21 protein-coding genes are annotated in these 22,054 nt (G+C 67.6%); 6 read left to right on the top strand and 15 right to left on the bottom strand.

Translation table 11 applies throughout. The features are described 5' to 3' along the window. Position 1: 1 nt before the first annotated feature. From FSZ13_RS08560 to FSZ13_RS08545, 4 genes are all read right to left on the bottom strand, one after another. Positions 2 to 472, bottom strand: a complete 471-nt coding sequence (locus FSZ13_RS08560; RefSeq protein ID WP_070208722.1) for a F0F1 ATP synthase subunit B — start codon at positions 470 to 472, stop codon at positions 2 to 4. Positions 473 to 583: 111 nt separating this feature from the next. Beyond that, positions 584 to 883 carry a F0F1 ATP synthase subunit C gene (gene atpE / locus FSZ13_RS08555; RefSeq protein ID WP_145479115.1) on the bottom strand — a complete coding sequence of 100 codons (300 nt, stop codon included), beginning with the start codon at positions 881 to 883 and terminating at the stop codon, positions 584 to 586. Between the two features lie 63 nt (positions 884 to 946). Further along, positions 947 to 1,741 carry a F0F1 ATP synthase subunit A gene (atpB, locus tag FSZ13_RS08550; protein WP_145479114.1) on the bottom strand — a complete coding sequence of 265 codons (795 nt, stop codon included), beginning with the start codon at positions 1,739 to 1,741 and terminating at the stop codon, positions 947 to 949. A 31-nt stretch (positions 1,742 to 1,772) separates the two neighbouring features. Further along, a complete protein-coding gene (locus FSZ13_RS08545) occupies positions 1,773 to 2,141 on the bottom strand; it encodes a hypothetical protein (protein WP_171966783.1) in 369 nt (122 codons plus the stop codon). A gap of 509 nt (positions 2,142 to 2,650) precedes the next feature. On the opposite strand from FSZ13_RS08545, the gene FSZ13_RS08540 reads away from it, so the two are divergent. Next, positions 2,651 to 3,466: a hypothetical protein gene (locus tag FSZ13_RS08540; protein WP_145479113.1), complete on the top strand. Its 816-nt coding sequence runs from the start codon at positions 2,651 to 2,653 to the stop codon at positions 3,464 to 3,466. Positions 3,467 to 3,571: 105 nt separating this feature from the next. Here the strand turns inward: FSZ13_RS08540 and lpdA are convergent, their stop codons facing one another. The 4 genes from lpdA to FSZ13_RS08520 all read right to left on the bottom strand — a co-directional run bounded on the left by lpdA (position 3,572) and on the right by FSZ13_RS08520 (position 8,495). After that, complete coding sequence (gene lpdA, locus FSZ13_RS08535) at positions 3,572 to 5,380, bottom strand: dihydrolipoyl dehydrogenase (protein WP_145479112.1); 1,809 nt, start codon at positions 5,378 to 5,380, stop codon at positions 3,572 to 3,574. 17 nt (positions 5,381 to 5,397) lie between these two features. Next, positions 5,398 to 6,072 (bottom strand): hypothetical protein, encoded by a 675-nt coding sequence (locus FSZ13_RS08530; RefSeq protein ID WP_260844127.1) that lies wholly within the window; start codon positions 6,070 to 6,072, stop codon positions 5,398 to 5,400. 17 nt (positions 6,073 to 6,089) lie between these two features. After that, on the bottom strand, positions 6,090 to 7,814 hold the full coding sequence (gene aceF / locus FSZ13_RS08525; protein ID WP_145479111.1) for a dihydrolipoyllysine-residue acetyltransferase: 1,725 nt from the start codon (positions 7,812 to 7,814) through the stop codon (positions 6,090 to 6,092). A gap of 156 nt (positions 7,815 to 7,970) precedes the next feature. Continuing rightward, entirely contained in the window at positions 7,971 to 8,495 is a 525-nt protein-coding gene (locus FSZ13_RS08520; protein WP_145479110.1) for a DNA-deoxyinosine glycosylase, read from the bottom strand. Between the two features lie 191 nt (positions 8,496 to 8,686). Between FSZ13_RS08520 and FSZ13_RS08515 the strand changes: the two genes are divergently transcribed. The 3 genes from FSZ13_RS08515 (at position 8,687) to glpK (ending at position 12,535) form a co-directional block, all read left to right on the top strand. Further along, positions 8,687 to 9,319 carry an OmpW/AlkL family protein gene (locus FSZ13_RS08515; protein WP_145479109.1) on the top strand — a complete coding sequence of 211 codons (633 nt, stop codon included), beginning with the start codon at positions 8,687 to 8,689 and terminating at the stop codon, positions 9,317 to 9,319. Between the two features lie 134 nt (positions 9,320 to 9,453). After that, positions 9,454 to 10,968 carry a glycerol-3-phosphate dehydrogenase gene (glpD, locus tag FSZ13_RS08510; protein ID WP_145479108.1) on the top strand — a complete coding sequence of 505 codons (1,515 nt, stop codon included), beginning with the start codon at positions 9,454 to 9,456 and terminating at the stop codon, positions 10,966 to 10,968. 67 nt (positions 10,969 to 11,035) lie between these two features. Then, positions 11,036 to 12,535, top strand: coding sequence for a glycerol kinase GlpK (gene glpK / locus FSZ13_RS08505; protein WP_145479107.1), 1,500 nt, complete (start codon positions 11,036 to 11,038; stop codon positions 12,533 to 12,535). Between the two features lie 110 nt (positions 12,536 to 12,645). On the opposite strand, the gene FSZ13_RS08500 is transcribed toward glpK, so the two are convergent. Next, entirely contained in the window at positions 12,646 to 13,440 is a 795-nt protein-coding gene (locus FSZ13_RS08500) for a MetQ/NlpA family ABC transporter substrate-binding protein (protein WP_145479106.1), read from the bottom strand. A gap of 161 nt (positions 13,441 to 13,601) precedes the next feature. Then, positions 13,602 to 14,567, bottom strand: coding sequence for a helix-turn-helix transcriptional regulator (locus tag FSZ13_RS08495; protein ID WP_145479105.1), 966 nt, complete (start codon positions 14,565 to 14,567; stop codon positions 13,602 to 13,604). A 92-nt stretch (positions 14,568 to 14,659) separates the two neighbouring features. Here FSZ13_RS08495 and FSZ13_RS08490 point away from each other — a divergent pair, with 92 nt between their 5' ends. Both FSZ13_RS08490 and FSZ13_RS08485 read left to right on the top strand, forming a co-directional pair. Beyond that, entirely contained in the window at positions 14,660 to 15,271 is a 612-nt protein-coding gene (locus FSZ13_RS08490; protein ID WP_145479503.1) for a hypothetical protein, read from the top strand. 114 nt (positions 15,272 to 15,385) lie between these two features. Beyond that, complete coding sequence (locus FSZ13_RS08485; protein WP_145479104.1) at positions 15,386 to 16,165, top strand: DUF481 domain-containing protein; 780 nt, start codon at positions 15,386 to 15,388, stop codon at positions 16,163 to 16,165. 214 nt (positions 16,166 to 16,379) lie between these two features. On the opposite strand, the gene hemC is transcribed toward FSZ13_RS08485, so the two are convergent. The 5 genes from hemC to mdoH all read right to left on the bottom strand — a co-directional run bounded on the left by hemC (position 16,380) and on the right by mdoH (position 21,904). After that, complete coding sequence (gene hemC / locus FSZ13_RS08480; protein ID WP_145479103.1) at positions 16,380 to 17,291, bottom strand: hydroxymethylbilane synthase; 912 nt, start codon at positions 17,289 to 17,291, stop codon at positions 16,380 to 16,382. A gap of 194 nt (positions 17,292 to 17,485) precedes the next feature. Further along, a complete protein-coding gene (locus FSZ13_RS08475; RefSeq protein WP_186308877.1) occupies positions 17,486 to 18,256 on the bottom strand; it encodes a LytR/AlgR family response regulator transcription factor in 771 nt (256 codons plus the stop codon). After that, on the bottom strand, positions 18,225 to 19,271 hold the full coding sequence (locus FSZ13_RS08470; RefSeq protein WP_145479101.1) for a sensor histidine kinase: 1,047 nt from the start codon (positions 19,269 to 19,271) through the stop codon (positions 18,225 to 18,227). Before FSZ13_RS08470 ends, FSZ13_RS08475 begins: the two co-directional genes overlap by 32 nt. Before the next feature lie 3 nt (positions 19,272 to 19,274). Beyond that, positions 19,275 to 19,949, bottom strand: a complete 675-nt coding sequence (locus tag FSZ13_RS08465) for an alpha/beta hydrolase (protein WP_145479100.1) — start codon at positions 19,947 to 19,949, stop codon at positions 19,275 to 19,277. Positions 19,950 to 19,999: 50 nt separating this feature from the next. After that, positions 20,000 to 21,904: a glucans biosynthesis glucosyltransferase MdoH gene (mdoH, locus tag FSZ13_RS08460; protein ID WP_145479099.1), complete on the bottom strand. Its 1,905-nt coding sequence runs from the start codon at positions 21,902 to 21,904 to the stop codon at positions 20,000 to 20,002. Positions 21,905 to 22,054 lie beyond the last annotated feature (150 nt).

The raw sequence follows: 22,054 nt of genomic DNA, 5'->3' as shown, positions 1-22,054 counted from the left end.
ATCAGATCTCCGAAGCCAGCTCGTCGAGCAGCGCCTTGTGGGCGTTGGCGTCGATTTCGCGCTTGAGCAGCTTTTCGGCACCGGTCACGGCCAGCACGGACACCTGCTTGCGCAGATCTTCGCGGGCACGGTTGGCGGCAGCCTCGATCTCGGCGTGGGCCAGTTCTTTCTGGCGGTTCGCTTCGACGATGGCTTCATTCTTGGCGGCGTCAACGATCTGGTTGGCGCGGGCATGGGCCTGGTCGATGATCTCGTTGGCCTTGGTGCGCGCATCCTTCAGTGCTTCGTTGACCTTTTCCTGCGCCTGGGCCAGATCCTTCTGGCTGCGGTCGGCAGCAGCGAGGCCTTCAGCGATCTTCTGCTGGCGCTCTTCGATGGCGTTCATCAGCGGCGGCCAGATCTTGGTCGCGATGATCCAGATCAGACCGGCGAACGCCAGTGCCTGGGCAACGAGGGTAAAACCGATTTCCATGGGGTTCGCTCAATCTGGGGTGATGGGGTGGAGGCGCCGCAGGAGCGGCGCATCCGTTCCTTCATCCGCGATCAGGCGCACGAGGCGCCTGATCGTTTCGCTTTCGCTGGATCAGCCAGCAGCCGGCAGACGCGCAACGAATTCAGCGATGGTCGGGTTGGCGAAGGCCAGCAGCAGGCCGACGGCGACCGAGATGATGAACGCGGCGTCGATCAGGCCGGCGGTGATGAACATGCGGACCTGCAGCACCGGGATCAGTTCCGGCTGGCGGGCAGCCGATTCCAGGAACTTACCGGCCATGATGGCCAGACCGAGACCGGCACCCAGCGCGGCCAGGCCGATCATGATGCCGACGGCGAGGACGGTGGAGCTCTGGACTTGGGCGAGGTTGGTCAGGACGGCAAAGTACATGGGTTATCTCCGGAAACTTAAGTTGCTAAGGGTAATGAAACGGATGAAGGGTGAAGCGGAAACTCAGTGAGCGTCTTCCGACAGGCTCAGGTACACGATCGACAGCATCATGAAAATGAATGCCTGCAGCGGAATCACCAGCAGGTGGAACAGCATCCAGCCAAGCCCGAAGGCACCGCCTGCGATGGCGCCCATGATGCCGGCACTGCCCAGCACCCAGATCAGCAGGAACACGATTTCGCCGCCGAACATGTTGCCGAACAGTCGCATCGCCAGCGAGATCGGCTTGCTCAGCCACTCGACGATGTTGAGGATCAGGTTGAACGGCATCATCCACTTGCCGAACGGCGCGGTCAGGAATTCCTTGGTGAAGCCACCCAGGCCCTTGGAGCGCAGCGCGAAGAACAGCATCAGGAAGAACACGCTGATCGACATGCCCAGGGTGGCATTGACGTCGGCGGTGGGGACCGGCTTCCAGTACGGCACGCCCAGCGCTTCCAGCGGCATGGCGATGAAGTCGGCCGGGATCATCTTGATGAGGTTCATCAGGAGGATCCAGAAGAAGATCGTGATCGCGATCGGGGTCACCAGCTTGCTGGTGCCGTGGTAGGTGTCCTTGGCCTGGCGGTCGACGAATTCCAGGCAGATCTCCACGAACGCCTGCCACTTGCCCGGCACGCCGGCGGTGGCCTTGCGGGTCGCCATCCAGAAGCCAAACACCATCAACAAACCCATCAGGACCGAAGTCACAATGGTGTCGACGTGAATTGCCCAGAAACCACCTTCCTGCATATGGAACGTCAGGTTGTGCAGGTGATGTTGGATGTAGGAGGTGGGTGTAAGCGCCTCGCCTGCCATGTGTCCGGAACCTTGAGTTAAATAAATTGGATCAGCGCCTGGCCAGAGCCAGGACCTGGAACATCAGTCCGACGGCGATTCCGGCCAGCAGCGCCAGTGCAGGCAGCTTGAAGACCACGAAACCCACCGCCAGGACACCGAATACGAGCGCCCACTTTGCCACCACCGCCAGGATCAGCCGCGACATGGCCGAGCCTGCTGCCTGGACCCCACCCCCCAGCGCCATCCGCGCCGCGACCCAGCCACCTGCCGAAACCGCAACGCCCGATGCGAGCGCCCCGAGGGCGTACTTCGGACCTGCCAGCAGCAGGAAGGCCAGGGCCAGGACAGCCACTGCAGCCAGCGGGTAGACCGCTGCGCGCAGCATCAGTCGCCGACCCGCGTCAACGGAGTTCAGCACACGTATGTCCTGCATGGTTGTGGGAGGAGTGACCGGGGCTGCAACTGCCCATGCCCCGTCGAGCCGCCAAATTATAGCAACGGGACAATTTGCGAGACAACCTGCGCCTGTTCATCCCGGTCGCCGCAAGTTGCTGCATCGCCACAGATTTTGCCGCTGGAAGGGGGGCGATGCCGCCAACGCCCCTCCCAATTCATGTCGCGTCGCACCATATTGAACTTTGGTCGCGGATGCCGGTCCCAGAGACGGGCCTGCCGATTCGATCCTCGTCGACGCCCCTGAGCAGGCCCATGCCGGGCGGCCCCGAGCTCTCTCCGGGGCCGCCTTTTTTCCGGGCCGGCCGCATCCGCTACAACGTCACCCGTCCCCGCCAGCGGCCATGCCTGGACGCCGACGGTCACCCGCGGTGCATGAACGGTACACACAATCTCCACCATACGTTCACGAATGGTGGACGCGGCGCTGGGCAGAGTGATTCCACTTCACTGAATCCCTCCAAGGATAGAACGATGCGCCTGCTTCCCCTGCTCGCCTTGCCGCTGGCCATGGCCGCCCTCACCCACGCCACGTCCGCGAGCGCGGCCGAAGGCGATGACCGCTTCGCCCTGCGCGTGGGTGCGATGAACATCGACTCGGACAACACGATCCGGGGCAACACCACGGTGCTCGGCCAGGATGTGGGCTTCTCCGAGGACTTCGGCCTGGGTGGCAAGGAATGGGAGCCGCGCGTCGACGGCCTGTTCCGCATCAGCGACCGCCAGCGCCTGATCTTCAACTACTTCAAGTACGACAAGGACCGCCGCGAGACCCTCAACGAGGGCATCAGCTTCGGCGGCGAAACCGTGCCGGCCGGCAGCTTCGTCAAGGGCGAGCTGAAGTACCAGGTGGCAAGCCTGGTTTACGACTACTCGGTGGTGGACACCGAGAAGTTCGACCTCGGCCTGCAGCTGGGTGCCGAGTACGCCAAGGTCAGCACCACGGCCTACGCGGACCTGGGCACGCTGTACCAGGGTGAGTTCCTCGACGAGAAGGCTGACGGCGTCGCACCGGTGGTGGGCGCACGCTTCACCATCACCCCGTCGGAGAAGTGGATGATCACCGCGCAGGGCCAGTACCTCAACACCGACTGGGGCAACTTCGACGACTACGACGGCGACCTGACCCGCGCCAACGTCATCGTGGATTACAAGTTCACCGACAACTTCGGCCTGTTTGCCGGCTACGACTGGTTCCGTCTCGACGTCGACCAGAGCGGCAGCGATGGCACCATCGGCCTGAAGCAGGAGTTCAAGGGTCCGGTGGCCGGCATCAGCGTTTCGTTCTGATCCAGCCGTTGGCTGGTGTGTTACCGCACGAAAAACCCGGCGAAAGCCGGGTTTTTTGTTGGATCGCATGCAGGCATGCAGCGGACTAACAGTCCGCTCTACCCGTCATTTCTTTTTTGGGATGTACAGGTCGGTGATGGTGCCGTCGTAGATCTCCGCGGCCATCGCCACCGACTCGCTCAGGGTCGGGTGGGCGTGGATGGTGTGGCCGATGTCTTCGGCTTCGGCACCCATTTCAATGGCCAGGCCGATCTCCGCCAGCAGGTCGCCCGCGTGCACGCCGACGATCGCGCCGCCGATGATGCGGTGAGTGTCCTCGTCGAAGATCAGCTTGGTGAAGCCTTCGGTGCGGCCAATGCCGATCGCGCGGCCGCTGGCGGCCCACGGGAACTTGGCCACGCCCACCTTCAGGCCCTGCGCCTTGGCTTCGGTCTCGGTCACGCCGACCCAGGCGATTTCCGGGTTGGTGTAGGCCACCGACGGAATCACCCGCGCCACCCACTCCTTCTTCTCGCCCGAGGCCACTTCGGCGGCCAGCTTGCCTTCGTGCGTGGCCTTGTGGGCCAGCATCGGGTTGCCGACGATATCGCCGATGGCGAAGATGTGCGGCACGTTGGTGCGCATCTGGCGGTCCACCGGAATGAAGCCACGCTCGGTGACGCCGACGCCGGCCTTCTCGGCGCCGATCTTCCTGCCGTTCGGCGAACGGCCCACGGCCACCAGCACGCGGTCGAAGGTGCCCTGCTCCAGGCCCGGCTTCTCGCCTTCGGCAGCGGCTTCGAAGGTCACGGTGATGCCCTTCTTGTCCGCGCTCACGCCGGAAGCCTTGGTCTTGAGGTGGACCTCGACGCCCTGCTTCTTCAGGCGGTCGGCCAGCGGCTTGACCAGGTCCTTGTCGGCACCCGGCATCAGCTGGTCCATGAACTCCACCACGGTCACCTTGCTGCCCAGCGCCGCGTAAACGGTCGCCATTTCCAGGCCGATGATGCCGCCACCCACGACCAGCAGCGAGCCGGGAATGTCGGCCAGCTCCAGCGCGTCGGTGGAATCCATCACGCGCGGGTCGTCCCACGGGAAATTCGGCAGCTTCACCGCCTGCGAACCGGCAGCGATGATGCACTGCTGGAAGCGCAGCAGCTGGGTCTTGCCGTCGTCGCCGACGATCTCCAGCTCATTGGCCGAAACGAAGGTCGCCACGCCCTGCACGGTGCGCACCTTGCGCTGCTTGGCCATGCCCGACAGACCCTTGGTCAGCTGGGTGACCACCTTTTCCTTGTAGCCGCGCAGCTTGTCCAGGGTGATCTTCGGCGCGCTGAACTCCACGCCAAAATCGCCCGCGTGGGCCACTTCGTCGATCACCGCTGCCGCATGCAGCAGTGCCTTGGACGGAATGCAGCCCACGTTGAGGCACACACCGCCGAGGCTGGCGTAGCGCTCGATCAGCACGGTGTCCACGCCCAGGTCCGCCGAGCGGAACGCGGCGGTGTAGCCGCCCGGGCCCGCGCCAAGGACCACCATCTGGCATTCGATGTCGGCCGGCTTGCCGCTGGACAGCGCCGGCTGCGGCGCGGTCGGTTCGGCCGGGGCGCGATGCGACGGGGTCACCGGCGGCTTGCTGGCCGGTGCGGCAGCCTTGGCCGGGGCAGCGGCCGGGGCCGCAGGTGCAGCGGCGGCGCCTTCGGCCTCCAGTACCACCACCACCGCGCCTTCGGACAGCGTGTCGCCGAGCTTGACCTTGATTTCCTTGACCACGCCCGCCGCCGAGGACGGTACTTCCAGCGTGGCTTTGTCCGACTCCAGCGTGACCAGGCCCTGGTCCTTCTTCACCGTGTCACCCACGGCGACCAGCACTTCGATCACCGGGACATCGGTGTAATCGCCGATGTCGGGAACCTTGATTTCAATAGCGGCCATTCGTGTTCTCCTGGTGCTCAGCCGGCCTTGCCGCCGAGCAGTTCCTGCAGTTCGTCGAGCGACTCGTCCAGATCCTGCCAGCGACGGTCGAGCTTCTTTTCCTTGGTGTCGCTGGCTTCGATCAGCAGCGCCACCTGTTTCATCATCAGCCTGCCGGCGCCGCACTCCCAGCGCGGACCGCTGTAGCGCTCGCCATCCACCTGGAACGACAGCACTTCACCCTCGGTGATCGGGGCCTTGCGGTCGGCAGGCACGCCCGAATCGAGCGCGGTACGCCAGCTGCGCACCAGGCGCTGGGCGAGCGCGGCCGGGATGGCCACCTGGTACTGGTCCGGTTCCTGGTCCACGCGCAGTTCAACGCCACTGCCGCGCGCACTGTTGTTCCAGTTGTACACGCGCTTGTCGGCCTGGCTGTAGCGCAGGGTCCATTCGCCGTCGCGGGTGCCGGGCAGCAGCGCCACCGCGGTTTCCACCCCGCCCTTGGGCAGCAGGGTCATTGCCAGCCGGGGCTGCGCCTTGCCATGGAAGAGGGTTTCCACGGCCTGGCCGTAGTTGCCCACCGCCGGCGGCCAGCCGTGGCCGAGATCGGTGGTGCACGCGGCCGAGGCGGCCGGCGCAGCGGCGACCAGCACGGCAGCGTAGAGCAGGGCCCTGCCCTGCTGCACGAAACGCTGCCGGGCAGAGCCCGGCACTACCGCGCGGGCCTGCCTCACAGCAGCACGCGCCGCATGTCGGCCAGCACCTGCGACAGGTAGGTGGTGAAGCGTGCGGCCAGCGCACCGTCGATGACCCGGTGGTCGTAGCTCAGCGACAGCGGCAGCATCAGCTTCGGGGCGAATTCCTTGCCGTTCCAGACCGGCTGGATCGAGGACTTGGATACGCCCAGGATGGCCACTTCCGGTGCATTGACGATCGGGGTGAACGCGGTGCCGCCGATGCCGCCCAGCGAGCTGATCGAGAAGCAGCCACCGCTCATGTCGGCCGGGCCCAGCTTGCCGTCGCGCGCCTTCTTGGCCAGCTCGCCGGTTTCCTGCGCGATCTGCACCACGCCCTTCTTGTCCACGTCGCGGATCACCGGCACGACCAGGCCGTTCGGGGTGTCGGCGGCGAAGCCGATGTTGAAGTACTTCTTCAGGGTCAGGTTCTCACCGGCCGCATCCAGCGATGCGTTGAACTCCGGGAACTGCTTGAGCGCGGCGGCGCTGGCCTTGATCAGGAAGGCGAGCATGGTCAGCTTGATGCCGGCCTTCTCGTTCTCCTTGTTCAGCGCCACGCGCAGGCCTTCCAGGTCGGTGATGTCGGCCTGCTCGAACTGGGTGACGTGCGGAATCATCGCCCAGTTGCGTGCCAGGTTGGCGCCCGAGATCTTCTTGATGCGCGACAGCGGCTGGGTCTCGACCTCACCGAACTTGCTGAAGTCGACCTTCGGCCACGGCAGCAGGTTGAGCCCACCTCCAGCGGCGACCGGCCCACCGGCAGCGGCAGTGCCACCCCCGGTCAGCGCCGACTTGACGAACTTCTGCACGTCGGCCTTGGTGATGCGGCCACCCTTCTCGGTACCGGTCAGCTGGTTGAGGTCCACGCCCAGCTCGCGGGCGAACACGCGCACTGCCGGAGTGGCATAGGGCACCTTGGAAGGCAGCACGCTGTCGGCGTTGAACTGCACCGGCGGGCTGCTCGGGGCACCGGCCGAGGGGGCGCTGGCGATTTCGCGCGCCGCCAGCTTGTCCGGCTCGGCCGGCACGGCGACCGGTTCCACCTTGGTGCCGGTCTCGGCAGCGGCCGGGGCGGCGGCAGCGGCGGCCTGGGTCGGCGCCGGGGCGGCAGCACCCTCGGCTTCGATGATGGCGACCACCTTGCCCTGCGACAGGGTGTCGCCGACCTTGACCTTGATTTCCTTGACCACGCCGGCGACCGACGACGGCACTTCCATGGTGGCCTTGTCCGATTCGAGCGTGACAAGGCCTTGGTCCTTCTTGACCGTGTCGCCCACGGCGACCAGCACTTCGATCACCGGGATGTCGGTGTAGTCGCCAATGTCCGGCACGGTGGCTTCGACGGTGCCGCCGCCTGCCGCCGGAGCAGCGGCAGGCGCGCTCTGGGTGGCCGGGGCGGGGGCCGCTGCGGCAGCGGCCTTGGCCGGAGCAGCGGCGGGCGCCGGCGCAGTCGCCGGGGCCGGCGCGGCGGCCGCGTCGGCCACTTCGATCAGCGCCACGACCTTGCCCTCGGACAGGTTGTCACCGACCTTGACCTTGATTTCCTTGACCACGCCGGCGACCGAGGACGGCACTTCCATGGTGGCCTTGTCCGACTCGAGCGTGACCAGGCCCTGGTCCTTCTTGACCGTGTCACCCACGGCGACGAGCACCTCGATTACCGGGATATCGCTGTAGTCACCGATATCGGGGACAAGTGCTTCCTTGATTTCGGCCATGGGGATAACTCCGGCAATCTGGTGTAGGGAATCGCCTATTGTGGGGGCATGCGGCTCCTGCGCCAACCGGCTTGGGCAATTTTCAATGCCCCTGTCCCGGGACAGCCTGTTGCGGCCATCACCAGTCGGTACCGTATTGTCCCGCCGTGGTCCCGCTCAGCCCGCCACCACATCGGCCAGCGGCTGCCACGCCGCCTGCAGGCGCGGCAGCGGCCATGCGGCGTTGGCCGGACTGGTCGAGGGCAGCGACCACACCGGCAGCGGTGCCGCGCGGGGGTCCAGCTGCGGATGGATGAAACGCACGAACGCGGTGTACGCGGTGCCACCGTTGCAGGCTACGGCCTGCAGTCGTGGCAACTGCGCGATCAGCGCCGGCAGTGCATTGGGAACCTCGCTGCCGCGCACGATCGCGGTGTCCAGGCTGCCGCGCCGGTCGCAGGCACCGATCACGTCCCACAGACCCACGCCCACCGCCTGCACGGCGCGCACGCGCGCGGCGTAAGGCAGGCCGGCATCGATATCGGTGAGTGCCGCCATCAACGGCCAGAAACGATTGCGCGGATGCGCGTAGTACTGCGCGGCCTGCAGCGATGCCACGCCCGGCATGGAACCCAGCACGAGTACGCGGCACCCCGCGTTCACCTGCGCAGGCAGGCCGATGCAATGCACTGCGTTCGTCACGCTGCCACCAGATGCATGAATGTCATGTCCCGCATGATCGCCTGCTGTGACAACGATTTCGCGCTGGTGGCTGAACGGAACAAACTAAAATTTAACGTGCGTCGGATTCGATTCATGTTGTGGGGACTACGTTTGCCTCGCCCCGCTGCAAAGGGGGCCCAGAACAAAAAAATACCTGAGGAGATTCCCCCATGCGCTCCATCCGCACCCTGACCCTGGCTACCCTGACTGCCCTTGCCTTCGCGCCTGCCGCCTTCGCGCAGGACAGCACCACCGACACCGCGTCGGGCAAGCATTTCGCCGTTGTCGGCGGCGTTGCGCTGCTGCAGCCGAAGAACGATCCGCTGGAAGGCATCGACAAGGTCGATGGTGGCCCGGCGCCGACGCTGAGCTTCAGCTACTACATCAACGACAACTGGGCCGTGGAACTGTGGGGCGCAGCCGACAAGTTCGACCACCGCGTGCGCGGTGCCAACAACGCCAAGCTGGGTACGGTTGAACAGCAGCCGATCGCGCTGAGCGGCCAGTATCACTTCGGCCAGGCCGACAACGTGTTCCGCCCGTTCGTGGGCGTGGGCTACTACGAGTCGAACTTCAGCAACGAAGACCTGGCCAGCGATGTCGGCCACATCGGGCTGGAGACCGCCAAGGGCGCCATCGGCACCGTCGGCGTGGACATGAACATCAACAGCACCTGGTTCGCCCGTGCCGATGCGCGCTACATGCATTCGCGTCCGGAGCTGACCGTCAACGGCAATGGCACCGGCGATGAAGCCAAGCTGGACCCGTGGACCGTGGGCTTCGGCATCGGCGCCCGCTTCTGATAGGTATCGCCTGACCGGTAGTGCCGCTGTACCTGCAACGGGCCCCTCACGGGGCCCGTTGTCGTTTCCGGCCTTTTCATTCGGCCTTGCCACCGGTCTGCTGATACTCCAGTCGGGCGCAAGGGGAACGGACGATGGACGACATCCGGGATGTCCTGGTGGTGGGCGGCGGCATCAATGGCGTGGCCATCGCCCGCGATGCGGCCGGGCGCGGCTGGTCGGTGCTCCTGTGCGAACAGGACGACCTGGGCGCGCATACCTCCAGCGCCAGCACCAAACTGATCCATGGCGGGCTGCGCTACCTGCAGTTCGGCCACCTCATGCTGGTGCGCAAGGCGCTGCGCGAACGCAGCGTGCTGCAGCGCCTGGCCCCGCACCTGGTCACTCCGACCTCGTTCCTGCTGCCGCATGCACGGCACCTGCGCCCCGCCTGGATGCTGCGCGCGGGGCTGTGGCTGTACGACCACCTGGCCGACACCGGCGCGGCGTTTCCGCACGCGCGGCGCGTGGACCTGCGCCGCGACCCGCGCGGCGATGTGCTGCAGCCGCGCCTGCGCACCGCCTTCAGCTATTCCGATGCGCGCGTGGACGACGCGCGCCTAGTGATCGCCACGGCGATGGATGCGCGCGAGCGCGGCGCCGAGATCCAGGTCCGCACGCGCTGCGAGCAGCTGATCCGCCACCGCGATCACTGGCTGGCGGTGCTGCGCCGGCCTGACGGCAGCATGCAGCGCCTTCGCGTGCGTGCCGTGGTCAATGCTACCGGCCCCTGGGCCGGCAACCTGCTGGAGCGTGCCGGCATGGATGCACCGATCGGCCTGCGCCTGGTCCAGGGCAGCCACATCGTGGTGCCCCGCCTGTATGCGCACGACAGCGCCTACCTGCTGCAACAGCCGGACCAGCGCGTGGTGTTCGTGATTCCGTTCGAGCAGGACTACAGCCTGATCGGCACCACCGACGTGGACTACGACGGCGACCCCGCCCGGGTGCGCGCGGCGCCTTCGGAAGTGGCGTACCTGTGCGCGGCGGTCAACGCGTGGCTGCGCAGCCCGGTGCAGCCCGAACACGTGGTGTGGCAGTACAGCGGCGTGCGCCCGTTGCTGGCCGACCACCACCTGGACGCGGCCAGGGTCACCCGCGACTATCGCCTGCACCTGGACCGGCAGGAGGCGCTGATGCTGAGCGTGCTCGGCGGCAAGCTGACCACCTGTCGCACCCTGGCCGAAGAGGCGGTGGACCAGCTGGGCGCCGCACTCGGGCGCAGCGAGCCGGCCTGGACGGCGTCCGGGCCGCCGCTGCCAGGTGGCGATGGGGGTGACGTGGACGCGCTGTTGCCCGCCTTGCAGGCCTGCTACCCGCAGCTTCCCGAAGCACTGCTGCGCGGGCTGGCCCGTCGCCATGGCACGCGCACTCGCGCGGTGCTGGGCGATGCGCGGACCGTCGAAGCGCTGGGAACGCACTTCGGTGCGGGCCTGTACGCGCGCGAGGTCGAATACCTGGTCGAGCACGAATGGGCCACGTGTGCGGGGGATGTGCTGTGGCGCCGCACACACTTCGGTCTGCGCCTGGACGCGGCGCAGCAGGCGCGGCTGGCAACGTACCTGGCAACGCCGCTGGCACCGGCGCGGACGCCCGCCACGAATCCGTAGCGCCGACCACCGGCCAGCGGCCGGCACTACGCTATCCTCCAACGGTCATCGCCGTCGGGGTGTCTGCATGGAAAAGACGTTCGTACTCGCCATCGACCAGGGCACCACCAGCTCGCGCGCGATGCTGTTCGACCGCGCCGGGCGCGTTGCCGGCATGGCCCAGCGTGAGTTCACCCAGCACTTCCCGCAGCCGGGCTGGGTCGAACACGATCCGCGCGAGATCCTGACCAGCGTCTACACCACGCTGACCGAGCTGCTCAACCGCGAACAGGTCGACCCGCGCCAGATCGCGGCGATCGGCATCACCAACCAGCGCGAAACCACCGTGGTCTGGGACAAGGCCACCGGGCAACCGATCCACAACGCGGTGGTCTGGCAGTCGCGGCAGAGCCAGGCGATCTGCGACCGGCTCAAGGCCGACGGCCACGAACCGTTGATCCGTGCACGCACCGGGCTGCTGGTGGATGCGTATTTTTCGGCGACCAAGATCCGCTGGATCCTCGACCACGTGGATGGCGCACAGGCCCGCGCCGAGCGCGGCGAGCTGCTGTTCGGCACCATCGACAGCTGGCTGGTGTGGAACCTCACCGGCGGTGCCGCGCACGTGACCGACTACAGCAACGCCGCGCGCACGCTGCTGTTCAACATCCACACCCTGGCCTGGGACGATGACCTGCTGGCGTTGCTGGACATCCCGCGCGCCATGCTGCCGGACGTACGCAGTTCCAGCGAGGTGTACGGCACCACGCGCGCGCAGTTCTTCTTCGACCAGCACATCCCCATTGCCGGGATCGCCGGCGACCAGCAGGCGGCGCTGTTCGGCCAGGCCTGCTTCGCACCGGGCATGGTCAAGAACACCTATGGCACCGGCTGCTTCATGCTGATGCACACCGGCGCGCGCGCGGTGGAATCCAGCAACGGGCTGCTCACCACGATCGCCTGGGGCATCGACGGCGGCGTGGAGTACGCGCTGGAGGGCTCGATCTTCGTGGCCGGCTCGGTGGTGCAGTGGCTGCGCGACGGCCTGCGCATGTTCGGCAAGTCCAGCGACTGCCAGGCCTACGCGGAACGGGCGCCGGACAACGGCGGGGTGTACATGGTGCCGGCCTTCGTCGGCCTGGGTGCGCCGTACTGGCGCAGCGATGTGCGCGGGGCGGTGTTCGGCCTCAGCCGCGGCACCACGAAGGAGCATTTCATCCGCGCGGCGGTGGAGTCGATGGCCTACCAGACCCGTGACGTGCTGGCCGCGATGCAGGCCGACGCCGGCATCGCGCTGACCGAACTGCGTGCCGACGGCGGCGCGATCGCCAACGATTTCATGGCCCAGTTCCAGAGCGACCTGCTAGGGGTGCCGGTGCTGCGGCCGCAGGTGGCCGAAACCACTGCACTGGGCGCCGCCTACCTGGCCGGGCTGGCCACCGGGTTCTGGGCCAGCCGTGCGGAGATCGCCGAGCAGTGGGCGGTGGATCGGCGTTTCGTGCCGCAGATGGCGGTGGAACAGCGCGAGGCGCTGTACGCCGGGTGGCAACAAGCGGTTGAAGCGACGATGGGGTTCCGGGTGCCGTGATGTTCGCTTCGATCATTGCCGCGCGTTGCGCGGCCAGCCACGCAGGGCGTGGCTCTACCTCACTGCCAGGGGCTTCGGGGACGACCTGATAGCCCGGGTATGGCTTTCGGTCAGAACGCCGGCAATACGGCGCCTTTGTACTTCTCGGCGATGAAGGCTTTGACTTCCGGGCTGGTCAGTGCCTTGGCCAGCTGCTGCACGCGCGGGTCGTCCTTGTTGTCCGGGCGCGCGACCAGGAAGTTCACGTATGGCGAGTCCTTGCTTTCGATCGCCAGCGCATCCTGGGTCGGGTTGAGGCCGGCGTCGAGGGCGTAGTTGGTGTTGATCAGGGCCAGGTCGACCTGGTCGAGCACGCGCGGCAGCATCGCCGAATCGAGCTCGCGGAACTTCAGCTGCTTCGGATTGGCGATGATGTCGCGCTGGGTGGCCAGTGCATTGCTCGGGTCCTTCAGCGTGAGCACGCCGGCCTTGTGCAGCAGGATCAGCGCGCGGCTGTTGTTGCTCGGGTCGTTGGGAATCACCACGTCGGCGCCGGCAGGCAGCTCTTCAAGCGTCTTGAAGCGGCGCGAGTAGGCGCCGAACGGCTCGATATGCACGCCGATGACCTTGGTCAGGTCGGTCTTGCGGTCGCGGTTGTAGGCGTCCAGGTAAGGCTCGGTCTGGAAGTAGTTCACGTCCACCTGCTTCTGCACCAGCTGGTCGTTGGGCTGCACGTAGTCGTTGAATACCTTCACGTCCAGCTCCAGCCCTTCCTTCTCAAGGATCGGCTTGACCACGGCCAGGATCTCGGCATGCGGCACGGCGGTGGCGGCGACCACCAGTCGGCTGGAGTCGGCGGCGGGCTTGCCGCAGGCGGCCAGCGCCAGCGAGGCGGCCAGCAGCGGGAGCAACAGGTACTTTTTCATGGGGGCGGAATCCGAGGGGCTGCGTCAGCCCCCAACCATACCGCAAGCCCCGGCACGGCGGGTATCCCGGCCAGCCACGCGGGTCCCGAATGCCGTAGAGCCACGCCCTGCGTGGCTGCCCGGGATACCCGGACCACGCCCGACGTCAGCCGGGCGCAGGGTCAGGCGTAGTTGGTCAGCGCCAGCTCCAGCAGCGACTTGGCCTGCTCGCGCAGCATGGCCGGCTCGATGATCTCCGCGTCCGAACCATAGTGCAGCACGTCCATCAGCAGCTCGCGCGAGACGCTGTAAGGCACCTTGAGCTCATAGCGGCCGTCGGCCAGGAATCGCCCCTGCTGCCTGGAATGCCAATGCTCGTCGGCCACCCAGCGCGCGGCCTTGGCACTGAACACGATCGTCGCCCAGCCCTTGGGCGGGCCGGAGAAGATCCCGTAACTGGCGCCCAGCTGCTCGTCCAGTTCGCTGTCGGCGACATCGCGCGCGGTGGTGTCGACCACGCGGGCCTTGTAGATGCGGTCCACGGCAAAACTGCGCAGGCCCTCGCGGCCGTGGTCCCAGGCATCCAGGTACCAGTTGTCGCGGTAGTGGGTCATGCGCTGCGGCGAGACCGTGCGCTTGGTCGCCTCGTCGGTGGAGCGGGCGCGGTACTCGAAGGCCAGCTGCTTCCGCTCCAGCACCGCCGAGGCCACCGCGCGGAAGCTGGCTTCGTCGAATTTGCGGCCACGGTGCGGAATGACCCGCACCCGGTCCACCGGCCAGCTGGACACGCCGGCCTGCGCGGCCAGCAGCCCCTCGATGCGCTGCTGCAGCGGTGCCAGCACCGAGGACAGCACTCCGCCCCCGGTACGCGCCAGCAGGTGCTGGGAGGCCAGCAGCGCGTGCAGCTCCTCGGAGCTGAGCCAGAGGCCGGGCAATTCGAAACGGGCGCTCTCGTCGTCCTGGTAACGGAAACCGGCCTCGCCGTCGCCCTCGACCGGGGCCATCAGCGCGTCGCGCAGGAAGGCCAGGTCGCGGTAGACGGTGGCGCGCGAACAGGCCAGCTTTTCCTGCAGGGTCGCCACCGTGACCGGATAGCGGGCGGACTTCAGCAGGCGATGCAGGGCATTGATACGTTCATATCGGTCCATGACCCGATTATGTCCGAGTCGCCGCCGTTGTGGCGGCCTCGATCCGAACTTCCGCTATCGTGAAGCCCCTGCCCGCCCCCGCTGCCCCCACCATGCGCCTGTTGCCTGCCGTTGCCTTGCTGTCCCTGCTGCTGTCCGCGTGCGGACGAGCGCCCGCGCCCGCCCCGGCCACGCCCACGGCGCCGGCGGTGCCCGCAGCCAGCGATGCAGCGCAGGCGGTCCTGGCCGCCAGCCAGCGCTTTGGCCAGCTGCGCAGCTTCCACGCCACCCTGCACATGCGCGGGCCGCGCACGCTGGAAGCGGCGATGGACTTCGTGGCGCCGGACCGGTACCGGCTGCAGACCGGCGAAGGCATGCAGACCATCATCGGCGACACGTTCTTCCTGCAGCGCGCCGGCGAAGTCCGCCAGGTGCCGGTACCGCCGGGCCTGCTCGCGCAGTGGCGCAGCCCGTTGCCTGCCGATGCGGTGGCCGCCGAGCTGCAGGTCGAGGACCTTGGCGAGGAGCGCATCGGCGGCGTATCCACGCGCCGCTACCGCGTGCGCCACGCCAGCGCCGCGCCGGACGGGCTGCTGTACTGGGTCGGCGCGCAGGGGCTGCCGGTGCGGATCGAACGCCAGGGCCAGACCCAGGGCCAGGCCTTCACGGTCACGGTGGATTACAGCCGCTTCAACGACGACACGCTGCGGATCGAGCTCCCCTGAACAGGGAAAAGTCCAAACCGACCCTAAAGCACGGACCGGGAAAGGAAAAATGGCGTGAAGGCATCAAGTATCATCACGCGTTGCTCCTCCCCCGCCTGATCCGGAGAACCGTTGATGTCTTTGCGCGTGACGTTGCTTGCTTCCCTACTGCTCAGTGCCCCCGTGGCCTTTGCCCAGGACACCACCGACCCGGCTGCGATGACCTCGCCGTGGAGCGGCAGCGGCGGCGAACTGGGCTTCGCGTCGGCACGTGGCAACAGCAACACCGAAAGCGCCAACGGCCGCCTGCGCCTGCGTTACACCGATGACGACTGGGTGCACAGCATGGACCTGTTCGGCCTGCGTTCGCGTTCGGAATACACCGAAACCAACGATGTGGACGGCACGGTCACCAAGCGCAGCAACACCACCGCCAACCGTTACACCGGCAGCGCCGGCAGCGCGCTGCAGCTGGGCGAACACCGCCAGATCACCGCCACGGTGCGTTACGAGCGCGACGATTTCGCCACCTATGACCGCCAGAGCTCGTTCGGTCTGGGTTACGGCACGCGGTTGATGGACCGCGACCGCTTCTACATGGACGCGCAGATCGGCCCCGGTGTGCGCCGCACGCACAACACCGAAGACGACGAGACCCGCACCGGCCTGATCGGCCGCGGCCTGTTCGACGTGAAGTACTCGCTGACCCCCAACACCGACCTGGTCAACACCCTGCTGGTGGAATCGGGCTCGTACAACACCTTCGGGCAGAACGACCTCGGCGTATCGGTGAGCATGAACGAGCACCTGGCCCTGAAGGCCGCGTGGCAGGCGCGTTACAACAGCGACGTGGCCGAGGACAAGCGCAAGACCGACACCCTGACCACCATGAACGTGGTCTACAAGTTCAAATAAAACGTCATGGACGCCTGACGGGCGGCTTCGGACGGCATCAACGTCGGTTGCCGTGATGCGATCGGCGGGAAATGGATTTCGGACGGTTGCGCCGCGCTGCGCGCGGTGTCCGGCCAACGGCCGGACCCACGAATTGCTACGGGCCCATTGGAATTCGGATCAATCAACCGTGGGCTGCGGATACGTGCGGTAGCGCCGGCCGTTGGCCGGCACATCAGACGGCGAGCAACTCACCGGCGCCGCCGTCCAGCAGCCCCTGTGCTACCGCCTTTCCAAGCGCATCCGGATCACTTCCCGGACCACGCGCTTCAGCGCGGATCAGGCGACCGTCGGCGACGCCGCCGACCAGCCCCTGCAGATACAGGTCTTCCCCTTCCCACTGCGCGTAGCCGGCCACCGGCACGTGGCAGCTGCCATGCAGCGCGCGGTTCATGGCGCGCTCGGCTTCCACGCAGGCGCGCGTGCGCGCATCGTCGAGCGCGCCGAACAGCGCCATCACCCGGGCGTCGTCGCCGTTGCATTCAACAGTGACTGCGCCCTGCGCCGGTGCCGGCAGCCACGCCGGCGCGGTCAGGCGCGCCACGATGCGCTGGCCCAGCCCCAACCGCTCCAGCCCGGCCACCGCCAGCACGATGGCGTCGTAGCCGCCGTTGTCGAGCTTGGCCAGGCGCGTGTTGACGTTGCCGCGCAGGTCCTGCAGCTCCAGGTCCGGGCGCAGCGCGCGCAGCTGGGCCTGGCGGCGCAGCGACGAGGTTCCCACCCGCGCGCCGATCGGCAGCGCGTCCACCGAGGCGTACAGGTTGGAGATGAAGCCATCGGCCGGGTCGTGCCGGGTCAGCATGGCCGGCAGTGTGAACGGCGCATCCAGTTCCATCGGCACGTCCTTGAGCGAATGCACCGCGCAGTCGGCCTCGCCGCGCAGCATGGCCAGCTCCAGCTCCTTCAGGAACAGGCCCTTGCCGCCGATGGCGGCCAGCGAGCGGTCCAGTACTTCGTCGCCACGCGTGCTCATCGGCACCAGCACCACGTCCAGCCCGGGATGGGCCTGGCGCAGGCGATCAGCGACGTGTTCGCTCTGCCACAGGGCAAGCGGGCTCTTTCGGGTGGCGATGCGCAGGGTGTCCATGCGCCATTATCGCCGGATGGAGCGTCACGACCAACGGTCGTGACCTACCGCCCCACGCCGCGCGGCGATCGCAGCGGCGGATACGCCACGCCGATCGCAGCGGTGGGCACGCCACGCCGGCGGCGAACGCGGCGGCGGATACGCCACGCCGGGCGAAGCGGCCGGTAGGCCACGACCGTTGGTCGTGGCGGGCCTTACAGGTGCTTCAGATCCTGCTTCAGGCTGGCCACGCAGCGGCGGCTTACCTCCAGCGGGGCCTTGCCATGGCGCAGCACGGCCTGGACCTGGCCCGCGCCATTGCGTCGCAGTTCCACCAGTTCGTGGCGCGCGACCAGGCAGTTGCGATGGATGCGCACGAAGCGGTTGGCGAACTCCTCCTCCAGCGACTTCAGCGATTCCTCGATCAGGTCCTCACCGCGTGCGTGGTGGACCACGACGTACTTTTCCTCGGCCTGCAGGTAATGGATGTCCTCGATCGGAATCAAGCGCAGGCTGCCGCGCAGGCGCGCGCACAGCAGCGTGCGTGCCTGCTGGCTGGGTGCGGCAGGCTGGCCGTTGCGGCCGGCCAGGAACATGCGCGCGCGCTCCAGCGCAGCGGCCAGGCGTTCGCTGCGTACCGGCTTCATCAGGTAGTCGATCGCCGCCGCCTCGAATGCCGACAGCGCGTGCGCGTCGTACGCGGTGCAGAACACCACCGCAGGGCGCGGTTCGAAGGTAGCCAGGTGGCGCGCTGCCTCCAGGCCGTCCAGCCCGGGCATGGCGATGTCCAGCAGCACCAGGTCCGGCTGCAGTTCGGCACAGGCATGCAGGGCCTGCTCGCCATTCTCGGCTTCGGCCACCACCTCGACCCCGGGCTGCTCGGCCAGCAGGCTGCGCAGGCGCTCGCGGGCAAGCGGTTCGTCGTCGGCGATGACCACTCTCAAGCAGGCTTCCTCACTGGACGGGCACGAAGATGTCGCAGGCATAGTAGCCGTCGGCCCATGCCCCCGTCATCCGCGCGCCCGGCCCGAAGCGCCAGGCCAGGCGATGGGCGATGTTGCGCTGCGCATGCCCGGCACCCTGCATCAGCGGCAACGCGCGGGCCTCGGGATCGGGCGCGGGATTGCGCACCCGGATGTGCAGCAGGTTGCCTTCGCAGGCCAGTGAAATGTCGATCGTGCCGCCGCCCGGCAGGCGCGAGATGCCGTGCAGTACCGCATTTTCCACCAGCGGCTGCAGCACCAGCCGCGGCAGCGGCAGGGTCAGCGGCAACGGCTCCTGGCGGTGCCATTGCACCTGCAGCCGCTCGCCCAACCGCAGCGATTCGATGGACAGATACGCTTCGGCCAGTTCGCACTCGGCCTGCAGGCTGGAGTCGCCTTCGCCCGCGCCCAGCGCGGCGCGGAACAGGTCGGACAGGTCGAGCACCGCACGCTCGGCCACTTCCGGGTCGCGCCGGACCAGGCTGGCGATCAGGTTCATGCTGTTGAACAGGAAATGCGGGCGGATCCGCGCCTGCAGCGCGTCGGCCTGCGCGCGGGCATTGGCCACGGTCTGCGAGGTCCAGCGGTCGCTGACATAGAAATAGCGCAGCGCCAGCGCGGCGATCAACGCGGTGACCGTGGCGCAGCCCAGGGTGAAGCGCCAGAAGCCGACATCCTGCGCGAAACCGTGCATGCCCAGTGCCGCATACAACGCGTGCACGATGCCGGTACACACCGCGGCGATCAGCGCGGTCATCGCCACGGCGACCGCCGCACCCAGCGCCTCAGGCAGGCGCGACAGCAGCCGCCGCGCCGCACACAGGCTGACCGTCGCCGCCAGCGCCAGCCACAGCGCCAGGCCGCTGGCGGACAGGAAGTCGGACACGCTCCATTGCCTGCTGCCATCCGGTGCCAGCGCCACCACCACCACCACCAGCTCGGCCAGGCCCAGCATCGCGCCCAACCGCGGCAGGCGGCACAGCTCCGGCAACCACGGCTGTTGGCGCGGATCGTTCATCACTCAGGCGGTGGCGAAGCGTGCGTCAAGCCAGTCACCCAGCGCCTGCAGTTCCTCGGCGCAGACGGCATGCGCCATCGGGTACTCGTGCCATTCGATCGGGAAGCCCAGGGTGTTCAGCACCCCGGCGGTATCCACCGCCACCGCCAACGGAATGACCGGGTCCTGCCTGCCATGGGCCATGAACACCGGCGGCCGGATACCGTCGGCCACGCGATCGTCGGCGGCCGCCTTCAGGTCCGGCAGGTAGGTGGACAACGCGATCAGGCCGGCAACCGGCCGGGTCCAGCGCAGGGCCGCGCTCAGGATGACCGCCCCGCCCTGCGAGAAACCGGCCAGCAGGATGCGCTCGGCGGGAATGCCGCGGGCGATCTCGGCCTCGACCAGCGCATCCAGCGCCTGCACCGACGCCGTCACGCCGACCTTGTCCGCACGCGAGCGGAAGTCCATGCCGAGGATGTCGTACCAGGCGCGCATGCGCGCGCCGTTGTTGATGGTGATCGGCTGTACCGGCGCATGCGGGAACACGAAGCGGATCGCCGGCCAGTGCGGACGCAGCAGCTCAGGCACGATCGGCGCGAAGTCATGGCCATCGGCGCCCAGGCCGTGCAGCCAGATCACGGCCCACTGCGGGTGGGCGGCGGTTTCGTTGACGACGGTTTCCAGCGGTTGCGACATCGTATGGCTCCAGATCATTCCGGGCCATTATGGGGGAGATGCGCGCCGGATCAGCGGCCGGCGCGCTCGGCGGCGGCGCGGCGCAGCTGCGCGGCGCGGACCAGGATGGTCGGCGGGCTGGTCTCTTCCGGGATTTCCATCAGCCGCAGGCGGTGCAGAAGTTCGCCGGCGCGTCGGTCGGAGGTCAAGGCCACCACCGGCACCGCCAGCACCATGCCCACCACCACCGGCGCCATCCAGGCTGCCAGCGAGGGCGACACCGCATAGGCCAGCACGCCCATGAACAGGCCGAACACGCTCAGGCCACCATAGCCCTTGATCAGCGCCGGCCAGGAAATGCCGCCGTCGTCGCGCTGCTGCGCATCCCAGCCCGAATCCTTGCCGGCCAGCACTTCGGCCACGCCACGCGACTGCACGTACATCACCACCGGTGCCATCAGCGCCGCCAGCACGGTTTCCAGCAGCATGGACAGCAGCGCGCGGATGCCGCCGCCGCAGCCGCGGCGTTCGACCGGGTCCATCAACATGGCGAAATAGCCCAGCACCTTGGGCAGCAGCAGCACCGCCATGGTGATGGCGAACATGCGGATCACCTGGGTTTCGTCCTGCTGGCGCCAGTACACGCCGGGCGACAGGTGCAGCACCTCGCTGAAGTCGATGCCGCCCTGGAACAGCGGGATGGCGATGCCGATCAACATCAGCATCGCCCACATCGGCGCGGTGAAATAGTGGCCGATGCCGATCATCATGTGCATGCGGCTGACCCAGTGCAGACCGCGCGAGCCCACTACCTTGGCGTGCTGCAGGTTGCCCTGGCACCAGCGGCGGTCGCGCACCAGCATGTCGCTCAGGGTCGGCGGGCCTTCCTCATAGCTGCCCTTGAGGTACGGCACCATGTGCGTGGCCCAGCCACCGCGACGCATCAGCGCCGCTTCGACGAAATCGTGGCTGAGCACGTGCCCGCCGAACGGCTGCCGGCCCGGCAGCGGGGGCAGGCCGGCGTTCTCGGCGAAGGCCTCGGTGCGGATCACCGCATTGTGCCCCCAGTAGTTGCTTTCGGCGCCGTGCCACCAGGCCACGCCGCGCCCGATCACCGGGCCGTAGACGCGCCCGCCGAACTGCTGCATGCGCGCGAACAGGGTGCGCCCGCCGATCACCGCCGGCAGGGTCTGGATCAGGCCCACGTCGGGGTTGTGCTCCATGCCGGCGACCAGGCGCACGATGGTGTCGCCGGTCATCAGGCTGTCGGCGTCCAGGATCAGCATCTGCGGGTAGCCGCCGCCGAAGCGGCGCACCCAGTCGGCGATGTTGCCGGCCTTGCGCCCACTGTTGTCGCCACGACGGCGGTAGAACAGCCGTGCGTGACCCTGTACCGCATCGCACAGCTCGGCGAAGGCCTGCTCTTCGGCCGCCCCGATATCGTCGCGACGGGTGTCGCTGAGCACGAAGAAGTCGAACTGTTCCAGCTGCCCGGTACTGGCCACCGACTCGTAGATGGCCTGCAGGCCGGCCAGCAGCCGGCGCGGGTCTTCGTTGTAGGTGGGCATCAGCAGCGCGGTACGGGTATGCACCTGCGGCAGCGGTTCGTCCGGGTCGATCCCGAGCTTGTAGCCGCGGTCGAATACTGCGGTAAGGAAGCCGGCCAGCGCACCGGCGAACGACAGCGCGATCCAGGCGAACAGCGCCACGAACAGCACCAGCAGGCAGCCTTCGAGCACGGTGATGCCATTGACCGCGAGCACCGTCCACATCATCGCGGTGGCCGCCACGGTCATCGCCGCCGTACCGCCGAATACATAGAAGCGCCGCAACGCGATCATGCGCGGCGCGGTGCGCTGCCGCGGCACCTGCAGCCGGCCCTGGGTGAAGCTCTGCTCCGGCATGCCCATCGGGGTTTCCGCGGGCAGCACCGAGCGACCGGCATCCAGGGCGGCATTGACGTGCTGCACACTCATGCGCGGCTATCCTGCGCGCCGGCAGCGGTCGGCGGGTGCGGGATCAACCTGATCCGGGCGCGCGCAGCGGCGCGATGGGGTCCTGCCACGGCGCGGCCAAGGGCGGCGCCCTGCTGATGTGTGTGACTACCGGAACCCACGAACTCTCCA

It is taken from the genome of Stenotrophomonas rhizophila (genome assembly GCF_007667275.1).
GTDB lineage: Bacteria > Pseudomonadota > Gammaproteobacteria > Xanthomonadales > Xanthomonadaceae > Stenotrophomonas > Stenotrophomonas maltophilia_AE.
The sequence above is the reverse complement of the archived record's forward strand: the minus strand, read 5'-3'. Positions and strand labels throughout refer to the sequence as shown.

Coding starts and splice junctions, on each gene's coding strand:
- FSZ13_RS08495 (WP_145479105.1), bottom strand. CDS start 14,567: ATGGACCGATATGAACGTATCAATGCCCTGCATCGCCTGCTGAAGTCC.
- FSZ13_RS08490 (WP_145479503.1), top strand. CDS start 14,660: ATGCGCCTGTTGCCTGCCGTTGCCTTGCTGTCCCTGCTGCTGTCCGCG.
- glpK (WP_145479107.1), top strand. CDS start 11,036: ATGGAAAAGACGTTCGTACTCGCCATCGACCAGGGCACCACCAGCTCG.
- mdoH (WP_145479099.1), bottom strand. CDS start 21,904: ATGAGTGTGCAGCACGTCAATGCCGCCCTGGATGCCGGTCGCTCGGTG.
- FSZ13_RS08500 (WP_145479106.1), bottom strand. CDS start 13,440: ATGAAAAAGTACCTGTTGCTCCCGCTGCTGGCCGCCTCGCTGGCGCTG.
- FSZ13_RS08560 (WP_070208722.1), bottom strand. CDS start 472: ATGGAAATCGGTTTTACCCTCGTTGCCCAGGCACTGGCGTTCGCCGGT.
- FSZ13_RS08485 (WP_145479104.1), top strand. CDS start 15,386: ATGTCTTTGCGCGTGACGTTGCTTGCTTCCCTACTGCTCAGTGCCCCC.
- hemC (WP_145479103.1), bottom strand. CDS start 17,291: ATGGACACCCTGCGCATCGCCACCCGAAAGAGCCCGCTTGCCCTGTGG.
- atpE (WP_145479115.1), bottom strand. CDS start 883: ATGTACTTTGCCGTCCTGACCAACCTCGCCCAAGTCCAGAGCTCCACC.
- FSZ13_RS08465 (WP_145479100.1), bottom strand. CDS start 19,949: ATGTCGCAACCGCTGGAAACCGTCGTCAACGAAACCGCCGCCCACCCG.
- lpdA (WP_145479112.1), bottom strand. CDS start 5,380: ATGGCCGCTATTGAAATCAAGGTTCCCGACATCGGCGATTACACCGAT.
- glpD (WP_145479108.1), top strand. CDS start 9,454: ATGGACGACATCCGGGATGTCCTGGTGGTGGGCGGCGGCATCAATGGC.
- aceF (WP_145479111.1), bottom strand. CDS start 7,814: ATGGCCGAAATCAAGGAAGCACTTGTCCCCGATATCGGTGACTACAGC.
- FSZ13_RS08475 (WP_186308877.1), bottom strand. CDS start 18,256: ATGCCTGCGACATCTTCGTGCCCGTCCAGTGAGGAAGCCTGCTTGAGA.
- FSZ13_RS08515 (WP_145479109.1), top strand. CDS start 8,687: ATGCGCTCCATCCGCACCCTGACCCTGGCTACCCTGACTGCCCTTGCC.
- FSZ13_RS08470 (WP_145479101.1), bottom strand. CDS start 19,271: ATGAACGATCCGCGCCAACAGCCGTGGTTGCCGGAGCTGTGCCGCCTG.
- FSZ13_RS08540 (WP_145479113.1), top strand. CDS start 2,651: ATGCGCCTGCTTCCCCTGCTCGCCTTGCCGCTGGCCATGGCCGCCCTC.
- atpB (WP_145479114.1), bottom strand. CDS start 1,741: ATGGCAGGCGAGGCGCTTACACCCACCTCCTACATCCAACATCACCTG.